Genomic DNA, 13,111 nt, shown 5'->3' on the forward strand with positions numbered 1-13,111 from the left:
GTGTTCAACGCGAGCCCGCGCGGATGCGGGCCACGGACCGGCGCCACCGCATTGGACGCATTGGAAGCAGTCATGTCATTGAATTTCCCTGTCTCGCGCGAGGCCGCCGGCACCGATCCGGCCGTGCAGGATCCGCTGGCGCCGCTGCCGTCGCCAGCACTGGCCGCGCCCGCGCCGGACCTGTCCGCCGAGCTATCCGCTCCAGCCGGGAAAGCCGCTGTCCCGGTGGCCCGGGATCTTTCCGTGCTGGCCTGGCTGGCGCCGAGCCTGCGCACCGCGCTGGACGATGCCGCCGCGGAGCTGGGCCACTACGTCGATGAAGTGCAGCAGGCGCCCGAGGCGCTTGGCGCGCGCGACACCACCTCGCTGCGCCTGGCCGGCCAGCATCTGCACCAGGCCGCCGGCGCGGTGCATATCGTTGGCCTGCGCGGGGTCGATCCATATTGCCAGGCGCTGCGCCGCTTGCTGGAAGGCGTCGATGGCGGCGCCGTGCCCGCCGACGCCGGCACGCTGGCCGCATTCCGCCTGGGCGTGCAGGCGCTGGCCGAGTACGTCGACGACCTGATGGCTGGTGACGAGGAAGATCCGGTGCGGCTGTTCCGTTCCTATGCCGACGTGCTGGGCCGCCTTGGCGAAGACCGCGTGCACCCCGCCGACCTGTGGGTGGACGAGCTGCAGATGCTGCCCGGCATCCTGCTGCCGATGCGCATGGCCGCAACCGTCACGCGCGCGCGCCAGCGCTTCGAGGCGGCGTTGCTCAAGGCGCTGCGCTTGCCGGTGCCGTGCGTTGAGCCGAGCCTGTTGCACGAGGCCTATCTGCCGCTGGAATCCGCGCTGGAAGACGTCCGCGCGAGCGAGCAGGAACTGCGCCGCGCCACCGACCATCCCGACCGCGGCGTGTGGCATGTGCTGGCGCTGGTGTTCGGCGCGCTGGCCCACGGCCTGCTGCCGTCGGACCTGCTGGCCAAGCGGCTGGCGGGGCGGGCCCACCTGCTGCTGCGCCAGTACCTGCAAGGGCAGGTGCGGGTGCCGCAGGCCTTGCTCAACGACGCCGTGTACCTGCTGGTCACCACCAACGGCACGCTGCCCGCGAACGAACCGCAGAGCGCGCCCGTGCTGGTGCTGCGCTCCGCCATTCGAGAATGCCTGCAAGCCTTCCGCATCGACGCGGCGCACGCCGCGGTGCATGCCGATTTCCGCGTGCGCTATTACGGCTGGCTCGACCCGATCGATACCCGCAACCTGCAGCAGGCGGCCACCGCGCTCGAGCGGGCCGCCGCCGCCGGCGCGGATCACGGCGAATGGCATAACGCGCTCGCCGTGCTGGCCGAAGCCGCGCAGCCGCTGGTCCAGCCGGCGCTGCTGCGCTGCCTGGATGCTGCGGCGCATGCCGCGCCGCAGGTCCGCCCCGGTGCCGACGACCCCTTTGGCGCCGGCGCCATTGCCTTGTTCCTGGGGCGGGCACTAGCGCTGCCATGGCGCGTGCATGGCAGCACCGGGCACGCGGCGGCCGCCGAGTTCGCGCGGCGTTGCGATGAACTGACCTCATACCTTGGTGCGCGCGAGCGCGCCGAGCCGGCTGCGCAAGCGCCGCGCTGGCTCGCGCAGATGGTGGACCAGGCGCGCGCGCAACGCCTGCGCGAGGCCGCGCTCGCGCAACTGCGCGGCCACCTCGACAGCGGCGAATCCTGGCTCGATGCCTATGACCGCGATGCCGCCCGTGCCGAAGCCGGCGCCCACCTGCGCGATGCCGAACGCGCTTTCGCGGCGCTTGCCGGCACGCTGGATGGCCTGCGCGAGGCCGGCGCGCTGCCGGAAGCACTGCAGGCCGATGCGCTCGCGGTAGCGGCGGCGCTGGAGCGCGTGATGCCAGCGCTGGAATGGCTTGCTGGCGCTCGCGCCACGCAGGTTGCAGGCGACGCTGCCAGCGCTGCCGACGCGGCGCGCGAGCGCGCTGCCCGCCTTGCCGCGATTGCCGGCGAGCTGGGTGTTGTGCATGCCTTTATCGATGCGCTGGCATTTGGCCGCGCCGCAGCGGCGGATGCGCATGCCGAAGCCGTCGACATTGCCGCTCAAGAAGAGCAGGGCGGCGCGGCTTCCCACGCGAGGCTGCTAGCCAATGCGCGCGCGGCGGTCAACGATGCGGTGCGCCATCCGGCCGCAGCCGACGCGCCCGAGGTGAAGGCGCTGCGCGCCGCGCTGCAGGCCATGAACGAGCAGGCCGCCATCGACGACGCAGCCGGCCTGCGCCGCCAGGCCGGCGAAGCCACCACGCAACTCAATGCCTGGCTCGCCGGTTCCGAGGGCGCGGCCGAGCGCCTGGTGGTGGCGCTGGCCGAGGCGCTGCCGACCAGCGCGCCCGGCACGCCCACGCCCGCGGCAGCGATGCCCGCCGCGGCCGACACCGCCGCGATCGACGCCGAACTGCTGGATATCTTCCTGACCGAAGCGGTCGAGGTGCTGGGCGAGGTCGCCAACGATCTCGGCGGCGGCCTCCTGGCGCTGGCAGATGCCGATACCATCAGCCGCCTGCGCCGCGCCTTCCATACGCTCAAGGGATCCAGCCGGATGGTGGGCCTGCATCGCTTTGGTGAGGCAGCCTGGGCGATCGAGCAGGTGATGAACCTTTGGATTGCCGAGGCCCGCGCCCCGGCGCCGGTCCTGCTGGACTTGCTGGTGCGTGCCCACGATGAGCTGTCCGGTTGGGTGAGCGCGCTGCGCGACGATGCCCATGCCGCGCACGACGCCACGGGCCTGCTGGCCACGGCGCAGTCTGTGCGCGCGGGCGAGCAGCCCGAGCCGGAGCACATCGCCGAAACGGGGGCTTCGCCTGTGCAGGCGGCCGGGCTTGAGCTGGTGGTGGCGCAGCCCGAAGACGGGCAGGTGCTGGAAGCACAAGCGGAGCAAGAGCAGGAGCAAAAAGCAGGGCAAGAAGCGGAGCAAGAGATTCAGCTCCCGCTGCAGGCGGCTGAACAGCCGGCCGAGGCCGAAGAAGACAGCGCCGCCGCCGGGGATGCCAAGGTCATTCCTTTCCGCTTTGCCAGCACGCCGGCCGAGGAAAACGACCACTTCAAGCTGATCGGCCCGGTGCGTATCAGCCTGCCGCTCTACAACGTCTACTTGCAGGAAGCCGACGACCTCATCCGCCAGTTCGCCACCGATGTCTCGGAGTGGCGCCACGAGGGCCGTCCCTGCCCGAGCGAGCTGGCGTTGCGCGTCGCGCATACCTTGCAAGGCAGCGCTTCCACGGTCGGCCTGGAGCCGGTGCGCGCCATTGCCGAGGCGCTTGAGCGCCTGATGCTGCAGCTCGGCGCGCACCCGGTGGCGATGCACCCTGGCGACTTCCGCTTGCTGGAGCAGGCGGTGGAGCGCGTGCGCGGCATGCTGCACCAGTTTGCCGCGGGCATCTGGCCGGCCGCCGATGACGCGCTCTGCCGCAGCCTGCTGGAGCTTGGCGAGCGCGCCATGGTGCGCCCACGACTGGCGTTGCCGGCGGTGGACCTGTTGGCCGAGGCGGAGGACGCGCCGGTTGCGCTGCTGTTCGGCAAGTTGCCGGGCGCGGCCACCAGCGGCTTGCTGCACGACGCCACCGTCATGCCACTGCATGCGGCGGAGGTACAAGCGGCTCCGGATGCCACGGATACGCCGGACGAGCGAGCTACCGAGGCCGCCGAGGAGGCCCTGGATCCGGCGCTCGTCGAGATTTTCCTGGAAGAGGCGCACGGCAGCCTGCCGGAACTGGGCAAGCTGCTGCGTGGCTGGGAGACGGCCTGCGGCGATGGCGAGCATGCCAGCCACGCTGGCCTGATCCTGCGCGCGCTGCACACGCTCAAGGGCAGCGCCCGGATGGCCGGCGCCATGGCGCTGGGCCAGGCCGCCCACGAAATGGAAACCCTGCTCGATGCTGGCGTGCGCGCCGATCGCGTCGGGCCGGTCATGTTCGTGCGCCTGTATGCCTGGTACGACCGCATCCTCGCGCATAGCGAGGCGCTGCAGGCCGGCCGCCTGCTGCCGGTGGACGATCCCGAGCTGATCAACGCCATGACCGGGCAGAACAGCGCGCCGGAAGAGGAGCCGGTATCGGCTGCCCCTACACCAGCACCAGCACCAGCACCAGCACCAGCACCAGCACCAGCACCAGCACCAGCACCAGCACCAGCACCAGCGCCCGTGCAAGACGCGCCGCAAGCTGGTGCTGCCAGCCACGCCGCATCGACGAGCGCCACGGTACAGCCGTGGCTGCCCGCCACGCCCATGCTGCCGGCCGGGGCATCGCTGCCGATGCCCGTTGCCGGCGCAGCGCCGGCGCCCGCCACCGATGCTGTCGAACGCCAGCGCGCGCTGGTGCGGGTGCAGGCCCGCACGCTCGATACGCTGATCACCGATGCCGGCGAAGTCGGCGCGACGCGCGCGCGGCTGGAGAGCGAGCTCGACGCGATGCGCAGCTACCTGGGCGAGCTCAACGACAACGTGGCGCGCTTGCGCGGCCAGTTGCGCGAGATCGAGATCCAGGCCGAGTCGCAGATGGCCTCGCGCACCGCCGATGCCCAGCACAAGGTTGAGTTCGATCCGCTCGAGTTCGATCGCTTCACGCGCTTCCAGGAACTGACGCGGATGATGGCCGAGTCGGTCAACGACGTGGCCACCGTCGAGCAAAACCTGCAGCGCGGCTTCGACCGCGCCGCCGGCGACCTCGACGCGCAGGCCCGCTTGACCCGCGGCCTGCAGCGCAGCCTGATGCAGGCACGCATGGTGCAGTTCGACGCGCTGGCCGAGCGTTTGTATCGCGTGGCGCGCCAGGCTGCCAGCGAGACCGGCAAGGAAGTGCGCCTGCTGATCAAGGGCGGCACCGTGGAGGTCGACCGCTCCGTGCTGGACCGCATGGCTGGCCCGATCGAGCACCTGATCCGCAATGCGGTGGTGCACGGCATCGAGTCCGCTGACGTGCGCCGCGCGGCAGGCAAGCCCGCCACCGGCGCGCTCACGCTGGAAGTGCAGCAGGAGGGCAATGAGGTGGTGCTGCACTTCGTGGACGATGGCGGCGGGCTGGACCTCGCGCGCATCCGCGCGCGCGCCATCGAGCGCGAGCTGCTGGCGCCGGACGACGACGCGGGCGATGCCCGGCTCACCGAGATGATCTTCGCCCCAGGCTTCAGCACCGCGGATACGGTGTCGGAGCTGGCAGGGCGCGGCGTGGGCATGGACGTGGTGCGCGCCGAAACGGTGGCGCTGGGCGGGCGCATCGCGCTGGCCACGCAATCCGGACAAGGCACCCGCTTTACCGTGCACCTGCCGCTGACGACAGCCATCACGCAAGTGCTGCTGGTCACGCTGGGCGGCCGGCCGTTCGCCATCCCGAGCGGCATGATCGACCAGGTCCAGCAACTGCGCTCGCAAGGGCTGCTCGAAGCCTACAACCAGGGCAGCCTCGACGCCCCCGGCGGCGCCGTGCCGTTCCACTACCTCGGGACGCTGCTGGAAGAAACGCCGGCGGTAGCCGCGGGCAAGAAGTATTCGCCGGTAGTGGTGGTGCGCAGCGGGGCCGAGCGCATCGCCGTGCACGTGGACGAAGTGATCGGCAACCGCGAAGTGGTGGTCAAGCACATCGGCCCGCACCTGGCACGCCTGGAAGGCATTGCCGGCGCGACCACGCTGGGCGACGGCGAGATCGTGCTGATCTACAACCCGGTGGTGCTGGCGCAGCGCTTCGTGCGCGAGCGCGGCGAGCTGGCCCGTCCGCAGCTTGCCGACCTGCCGCAGCTTCCCCAACTGGCGTCGCAGCCGATGCTGGGCGCGGTGGCAGAATTCTCGCAAGGCGGCGCAGCGCCGGTGCAAGGGCTGGGCACCCAGCCAACCGTCATGGTGGTCGACGACTCACTGACCGTGCGCAAGGTCACGCATCGCTTGCTGACGCGGGCTGGCTACCAGGTTGTGCTGGCGCGCGATGGCGTGGATGCGCTGCGGCAGTTGCAGGAGGTGATGCCTGACGCGATGCTGGTCGACATCGAGATGCCGCATATGGATGGGTTTGACCTGACGCGCAATGTGCGCGCGGATAGCCGGACCGCGCATATGCCGTTGGTGATGATCACTTCGCGCACGGCGGAGAAGCATCGGCGTTATGCGGCTGAGATTGGGGTTAATGTTTATTTGGGCAAGCCCTATAACGAAGACGAGTTGCTGACCACGCTGCATCATTTGCTGGGTGAGCGGGCAGTGGGTACGTCGGGGTCGGTGGCGCAGATGTTGGGGGAGGATGCGGGGAATTGAGGGTGGGGTGGTGCTTGAATGCAACTGCAACTGCAAAATCAGCTTCAACTGCTTAACTTCAAGGTCAAAGTCAACTGCAGTTTCACCACCCCTGCGGGGCGGCGACCTACTTTTTTGTCTTGCCAAAAAAGTAGGCAAAAAAGGCGCGCCGGATGGGGCGACTACCCCTCGGGATTCGACGAAAAGAGCGGCCGGGACCCAAACTCGCATCGCCTTAAGGCGATACTCAGACATGGGTCCCTCTTTTCCGCTCTTTTCGCCGAATCCCGAGGCGCCCCATACGGCCTCTGCACACCTTGACGGCTCGCTTCGCATCGCGCTGGGGTGTTCCCCGCCTGGGGGCGGGTCACACGGCTAAGTCGAGGCGCTGGCCTATCCCTCCCGCTGGGGGAGAGGGCGGGCGCTCGATGTGGCGCTCGCCCTCACTCTCTTACTTGTTCACCATCCGCGCCGGCACCGAGAGTGTCAGTGCCGCACCCACCACCAGACAGGCTGCGAGCAGGTACATCCCGGAGTCCGTGCTCTGCGTCAGGTCCTTCAGCCAGCCTACGGCGTAGGGGCTGATAAACCCGGCCAGGTTCCCCAGCGAGTTGATCAGCGCAATCCCCGCGGCCGCGCCCGTGCCTGCCAGGAATGCCGTCGGCAGGCTCCAGAACAGGGGCAGGGTGGTCAGGATGCCGATGGTGGCCAGCGTCAGGCCGAGCAGTGCCAGCACGGTATTGTTGTGCCATTGCACCGACAGCACCAGGCCAACGGCACCCAGCAGCGCGGGAACGGCGATATGCCAGCGGCGTTCGCGGGTGCGGTCGGCGCTGTAGGCCACCAGCACCATGCCGACCACCGCGCAGCCGTAGGGAATGGCGGTAAGCAGGCCGATGTCCAGCGGGCTCTTCACGCCGGTCTGCTTGATGATGGTGGGCAGCCAGAAGCTCACGCCGTACAGGCCCATCACGAAGCTGAAGTAGATCGCGCTCATCAGCCACACGCGCGGGCTGGACAGCACCTTGCCGATGGGCGCGTCTTCCTTGTGCATGTCCTCGGCGGCGATATTGCGCTGGAGCAGCGCTTTCTCTTCGTTGTTCAGCCACTTGGCGTGGACGATGCGGTCGTCCAGGTAGGCCAGCACCACCAGCCCTACCAGCACCGACGGGATGCCTTCGAGCAGGAACATCCATTGCCAGCCGGACCAGCCGTTGCGGCCGTCGAACGATTGCATCATCCAGCCCGACAGCGGGCCGCCGATCACGCCGGAGAGCGCGATCGCGGTCATGAAGAAGGTGGTGGTGCGCCCGCGCCGGTGCGACGGGTACCAGTAGGTCAGGTAGAGGATGATGCCGGGGAAGAAGCCGGCCTCGGCAATCCCTAGCAGGAAGCGCAGCACGTAGAACATGGTCGGCGTGGTGACGAACATCATCGCCGCCGAGATCACGCCCCAGGTGATCATGATTCGCGCGATCCAGATGCGCGCGCCGACCTTGTGCAGGATCACGTTGCTGGGCACTTCGAACAGGAAGTAGCCGATGAAGAAGATGCCCGCGCCGAGGCCGTAGATGGTCTCGCTGAACTTCAGGTCGCCGAGCATCTGCAGCTTGGCGAAGCCTACGTTGACGCGGTCCAGGTACGCCACCACGTAGCAAAGCAAAAGGAATGGCACCAGGCGCAAGGTCACCTTGCGGTAGGTGGCGTCCTCGAACGCGGGATCGGCCACGCCGGAGTGTACTGCGGTCGTTGTCATGCGGTCTCCTCTTGGGTCTGTAGATCTACATGGATCTGTTTTTTTGGGTTGCACGATACCGCTGGGTGGGCGCCGCTTGCCGCATGCGGCGCCCAGGAAAATGTCCTGGCATGTTCCTAGTGGGAGAACGGGCCGCGTCCGCGCAGCGCGTTGGCGACCATCATCAGCGCCAGCAGGAAGGGCAGCGCCACATAGAGGCACCAGTGCACGCGGTCGCCCACGCTGTCGCCCCATTTGCGCTTGAAGACTTGCAGGCGCGGCATGGCCGAGGGGTTGGTGGCACGTTTGTTTCTGACGTGCCACGCCATCCAGAAGAAGAAAATGGCGAAGGCGACGGACAGGAAGTTGATATTACCCATGTTGAATTGCGATGGTTTTCAGTGTGGTGAATCCGTACAGGGCCTCGAAGCCCTTCTCGCGGCCGTAGCCGGACTGCCCGCTGCCGCCAAAAGGTAGCTCTACCCCGCCGCCGGCACCGTAGTTGTTGATAAAGACCTGGCCGGCGCGCAGCTTGTGCGCCAGGCGCAGCTGGCGCGCGCCATCGCGGGTCCAGATGCCGGCGACCAGGCCGTAGGGCGTGCCGTTGGCGAGCGCGATGGCTTCGGCCTCGGTGTCGAACGGCGTGGCCGCCAGCAGCGGGCCAAACACTTCTTCCTGCGCCAGCCGGTGCGTGGGTGGCACGTCGCGGAACAGCATTGGCACCTGGTAGTAGCCGGACTCCGGTGCTTCCGCGACGATCTGGCCTTGCGCCATGGCGGTAATGCCGGCGTGCTGCGCGTCGGAGACGAAATCCCAGACCCGCTGCTGCTGCTTGCGGTTGATCAGCGGGCCGCATTCCAGGTCCAGCTCGGCCGGCCCTACGCGCAAGGATTCGAACACCGTGGCAAGGCGGTCGAGCACGGCGTTGTAGAGCGGGCGTTCCACCAGCACGCGGCTGCCGGCCGAGCAGGTCTGGCCCGCGTTCTGCACGATGCCGTTGACGATGACCGGCACCAGCGCGTCGAGGTCGGCGTCGGCAAATACGATCTGGGGCGACTTGCCGCCAAGCTCCAGCGTGACCGGCACGTGGTTCTCGGCCGCCATCTGCGCGATCAGCTTGCCGGTCTGCGGCGAGCCGGTGAAGGAGATGTGGTTGATGCCGGCGTGGCGCGCCAGCGCGGCGCCAGCCTCATGGCCATAGCCGGTGACGATGTTCAGCGCGCCCTCGGGCAGGCCGGCCTCGGCCGCCAGTTCCGCCACGCGCAGCAGCGACAGGCAGGCGTCTTCGGCGGGCTTGACCACGCAGGCATTGCCCGTGGCCAGCGCCGCGCCCACGCTGCGCCCGAAGATCTGCAGCGGGTAGTTCCACGGGATGATGTGGCCGGTCACGCCATGCGGCTCGCGCACTGTCAGTACGGTAAAGCCGGGCTGGTAAGGGATGGTCTGGCCGTGCAGCTTGTCGACCGCGCCGGCATAGAACTCGAAGTAGCGCGCCACGGCGCGCGCGTCGGCGGTGGCCTGGCGCAAGGGCTTGCCGGTGTCGCGCGCTTCCAGCGCGGCGAGTTCGGCTTCGTGCTCGATGAGGGTGAGCGCCACGCGGTTGAGCAGGCGGGAGCGCTCGGCGGGCGCCATTGCGCCCCAGGCGCCTTCGGCGGCCTGGCGGGCCGCGTGGACGGCCACGTTGATGTCGACCGCGTTGCCGCGGGCGATTTCGGCGAAAGGCTCGCCGCTGGAGGGGTCGAATACCTTGATGCGCAAGCCGGAGTCCGGCGCGATCAGGCGGTTGGCAACGAAGTGCTGGGCGTGCATTGGAATGGCTCCGGCTGGATGCGACTGCCTGGTTGTGGCGGGCAATGCGCCTGTCGATGCGTCTGTCGGACAATTCGTCATTATCACTCACCGCGCGCGGCGTGCAAGGCACGCGAACGTCAGGCCTGGGTCAGCTTCGAACCGCTATAATGCCCGCCATCCTCAAACACAGGCATCTGGAGAGCAAGCATGAGCTTCAACCTCGTTTCCCCCGGCAAGGACATCCCGAACGATTTCAACGTCATCATCGAAATCTCCGCCCAGAGCGATCCGGTGAAGTACGAAGCCGACAAGGAAACCGGCCTGCTCTTCGTCGACCGTTTCATCGGCACCGGCATGCGCTACCCGGCCAACTACGGCTTCATTCCCCAGACCCTGTCGGGCGATGGCGACCCCGTCGACGTGCTGGTGCTCTCGCCGTTCCCGATCCTGGCTGGTGCAGTGGTGCGTTGCCGCGCGCTGGGCATGCTCAAGATGACCGACGAGTCGGGCGTGGATGCCAAGCTGATCGCCGTGCCGCTGGACAAGCTGTCGCCGGCCACCGCCTTCATGAAGGGCCTGTCGGACGTGCCGCAGAACCTGCTGGACCAGATCAAGCACTTCTTTGAGAACTACAAGGCACTCGAGGCAGGCAAGTGGGTCAAGGTCGAAGGCTGGGCCGGCATTGAAGAAGCCCACAAGGAAATCACCGACGGCGTGGCGAACTACACCAAGTAAGCATCCGCTTTCGCGCTCAGTCATGCCGGATTCCGGCGCGTGGCTGAACCGATGCTGAATAACCCCGCTGCGGCGGGGTTTTTTGTTGCGCCAGGCTTGATGGAAACCAAAGATGCCATAAAGCCGGTGCGTTAAGCTTCAATCACAGAACAACCAGGCAGGCAGACTGCCAATTCCCCATGTCCGCTACCTTTTCGACGCCGTCCACCATGGCGCGTTATTCCGGCCCGGCGGTGTTCTTCCACTGGGCGGTGGTCCTGCTGATTGCCACTGCGTACAGCGCGATCGAGTTGGAGGGCTTTCTGCCCGAGCGCAGCGCCTCCCAAGCCTTGTCGATGTCAGTGCACACTTGGGCTGGGGCCCTGGTGTTCGTCCTGGCCGTGCCGCGCCTGCTGTGGCGCCTGGTGCGCGGCGCGCCGGCCCCCGAGCCTGGTCCGCGCTGGATACAGCTGCTGGGCAGTGCCATGCACCTTGTGCTCTATCTGTTCATCTTCGCGCAGCCCGTGCTGGGCCTGCTGGCCCTCAACGCCGGCGGCCACCTGCTGACGGTGCCGGGGCTTGGCGTCGAACTGCCCGCGCTGGTGGCGCAAAGCCGGGACCTGAAAGACATCCTCGAGGAAATCCACGGCACGCTGGGCACCGCCTTCTACACGGTGATCGGGCTGCATGCCATCGCCGCGCTGTTCCACCACTACATGCTGGGCGATAACACGCTGCGTCGCATGTGGCGGTGATGCGCCAAGCTGGCCTTAGCTGCGTGCAAACGGCGTGCGGTCGTTGAGTTCGTCCAGGTAGGCGTCGATGCCCTGGCGCTCGCGCACCAGGAAGCGTTCCACGGCATCGGCAAAGGACGGATGCGCCAGCCAGTGGGCGGAGCGGGTCGCCACCGGCAGGAAGCCCCGCGCCATCTTGTGCTCGCCCTGGGCGCCGCCTTCGAAGGTGCGGATGCCCTGGGCTATGCAGAACTCCAACGGCTGGTAGTAAGCCGTCTCGAAATGCAGGCAGGGGTGGTGCTCGAGCGCGCCCCAGTAGCGCCCGAACAGGGTGCTGCGCGCCGGGTTGTCGTCGTAGACCACCAGCGATGCGGCGATCGGCTGGCCGGCACGCTCGGCCACCACCAGCAGCAGGTTCTCCGGCATGGCGGCGCCGATGCGCTGGAAGAAATCCAGGTTCAGGTAGGGCGTCGAATGGTGTTCGCGGTACGTCTGCCGGTAGCAGCGGTTGAAAAAGCGCCATTGCGCCTCGCCGATTTCGGGGCCACGCAGTTGCCGGAAGGTGATGCCGGCGTCGGCCACGCGGCGCCGTTCGGCGCGAATGTTCTTGCGTTTCTTTTGCGAGAGCGTGGCCAGGAACGCTTCGAAGCTCTCATAGCCCGGGTTGGTCCAGTGGAACTGCACGCCGTGGCGCATCAGCATGCCGGCGTCTTGCATCAGCTCGGCCTCATGCTCGTCGGGAAACAGCACGTGCAGGGAAGACAACTGGCTTTGTTCCGCCAGCGCCAGCGCACATTGCAGCAGGTAGCCGCGCGCGTCTTCGTCCTCGGCCAGCAGCCGCGCGCCCTGTACGGGCGTGAAGGGAAGCGCGGACAGCAGCTTGGGGTAGTAGGGCAGGCGATGCTGCGCGTAGGCGTCGGCCCAGGCCCAGTCGAACACGTACTCCCCATAAGAGTGCGACTTCGCGTACAGCGGCATGGCCGCCGCAAGGCGCTCGCCACCCTCGGCGCGCGGCGCCCACAGCGTCAGGTAGCGCGGGCTCCAGCCGGTCTCGTCGCAGGCGCTGCCGCTGGCATGCATGGCATGCAGGAAGGCGTGGCGCAAGAACGGCGTGGCCCCGGGCTGGGCCGCCACCAAGGCGTCCCATTCGGCTTCGGGCAGCTCGGACAGATCGAAAACGATCTGCGTGCGATAATTCTCCATCCGCTCGTGTTCCTGTCCGCCTTGTGCCGCAGCCGCCCCTGGGGTGGCCGCATCAGGCTGGTCGGAGCCGGGCTTGAAAGATTCAGACTGCATTGCGCTAGATTCGCTCATCATTGGCGCTGCCCTTGGGCAGGCCCTTGTTCCGGCGTGGCCGATACGGCCGATACGGCCGATACGGCTGATCGCGCCGCGCCCGCGGGAGGCGGGTGGGGCGACGGTTGAGTCTACCGGAAATGGCGCGGTGCGGCAGGCCACATCCGGCCGCTGGCAGGCAGGCTAAAATCTCTCACTAACCAACGACTATATAAGGGGCCAATATGAAGCAGATTACCGCCATCATCAAACCGTTCAAGCTGGACGAAGTGCGCGAGGCGCTGGCTGACGTCGGCGTGACCGGCCTGACGGTAACCGAGGTGAAGGGTTTTGGCCGCCAGAAGGGGCATACCGAGCTGTATCGCGGCGCGGAATATGTGGTCGACTTCCTGCCCAAGATCAAGATCGAGGTCGTGGTTGCCGAGAACCAGCTCGACACCGTGCTGGATGCCATCGTCAAGGCAGCGCACACGGGCAAGATCGGCGACGGCAAGATCTTCGTGACCGAGATCGAGCGCGTGATCCGTATCCGCACCGGCGAGCAGGACGAAGCCGCCGTTTAAGCGTTCAGGCTTTTTTAGCGTTCAAGCGC

Annotated in this window: 8 protein-coding genes; 4 read left to right on the forward strand and 4 right to left on the reverse strand. The window is 67.7% G+C overall.

Annotated elements, in window-relative coordinates:
• Positions 1 to 72 precede the first annotated feature (72 nt).
• On the forward strand, positions 73 to 6,270 hold the full coding sequence (locus ACGLHR_RS05220) for an Hpt domain-containing protein (protein WP_400092462.1): 6,198 nt from the start codon (positions 73 to 75) through the stop codon (positions 6,268 to 6,270).
• 430 nt (positions 6,271 to 6,700) lie between these two features.
• On the opposite strand, the gene ACGLHR_RS05225 is transcribed toward ACGLHR_RS05220, so the two are convergent.
• The 3 genes from ACGLHR_RS05225 to ACGLHR_RS05235 form a co-directional block, all read right to left on the reverse strand.
• Positions 6,701 to 8,005: an MFS transporter gene (locus ACGLHR_RS05225; protein ID WP_267605802.1), complete on the reverse strand. Its 1,305-nt coding sequence runs from the start codon at positions 8,003 to 8,005 to the stop codon at positions 6,701 to 6,703.
• Positions 8,006 to 8,121: 116 nt separating this feature from the next.
• Positions 8,122 to 8,364 carry a hypothetical protein gene (locus ACGLHR_RS05230; RefSeq protein WP_267605804.1) on the reverse strand — a complete coding sequence of 81 codons (243 nt, stop codon included), beginning with the start codon at positions 8,362 to 8,364 and terminating at the stop codon, positions 8,122 to 8,124.
• The gene (locus tag ACGLHR_RS05235; RefSeq protein WP_400092466.1) at positions 8,357 to 9,793 is read right to left on the reverse strand and encodes an aldehyde dehydrogenase family protein; all 1,437 of its coding nucleotides are present in this window, start codon (positions 9,791 to 9,793) and stop codon (positions 8,357 to 8,359) included. Before ACGLHR_RS05235 ends, ACGLHR_RS05230 begins: the two co-directional genes overlap by 8 nt.
• 189 nt (positions 9,794 to 9,982) lie before the next feature.
• On the opposite strand from ACGLHR_RS05235, the gene ppa reads away from it, so the two are divergent.
• Positions 9,983 to 10,510: an inorganic diphosphatase gene (ppa, locus tag ACGLHR_RS05240; protein ID WP_006162794.1), complete on the forward strand. Its 528-nt coding sequence runs from the start codon at positions 9,983 to 9,985 to the stop codon at positions 10,508 to 10,510.
• 179 nt (positions 10,511 to 10,689) lie between these two features.
• Positions 10,690 to 11,244, forward strand: coding sequence for a cytochrome b (locus ACGLHR_RS05245; protein ID WP_400092467.1), 555 nt, complete (start codon positions 10,690 to 10,692; stop codon positions 11,242 to 11,244).
• A gap of 15 nt (positions 11,245 to 11,259) precedes the next feature.
• Here ACGLHR_RS05245 and ACGLHR_RS05250 read toward each other — a convergent pair whose 3' ends face one another.
• Positions 11,260 to 12,426 (reverse strand): GNAT family N-acetyltransferase, encoded by a 1,167-nt coding sequence (locus ACGLHR_RS05250; RefSeq protein ID WP_400092469.1) that lies wholly within the window; start codon positions 12,424 to 12,426, stop codon positions 11,260 to 11,262.
• 317 nt (positions 12,427 to 12,743) lie between these two features.
• On the opposite strand from ACGLHR_RS05250, the gene glnK reads away from it, so the two are divergent.
• A complete protein-coding gene (glnK, locus tag ACGLHR_RS05255) occupies positions 12,744 to 13,082 on the forward strand; it encodes a P-II family nitrogen regulator (protein WP_006162803.1) in 339 nt (112 codons plus the stop codon).
• Positions 13,083 to 13,111: the final 29 nt, after the last annotated feature.

Source organism: Cupriavidus sp. CuC1 (genome assembly GCF_044627735.1).
Lineage (GTDB): Bacteria > Pseudomonadota > Gammaproteobacteria > Burkholderiales > Burkholderiaceae > Cupriavidus > Cupriavidus ulmosensis.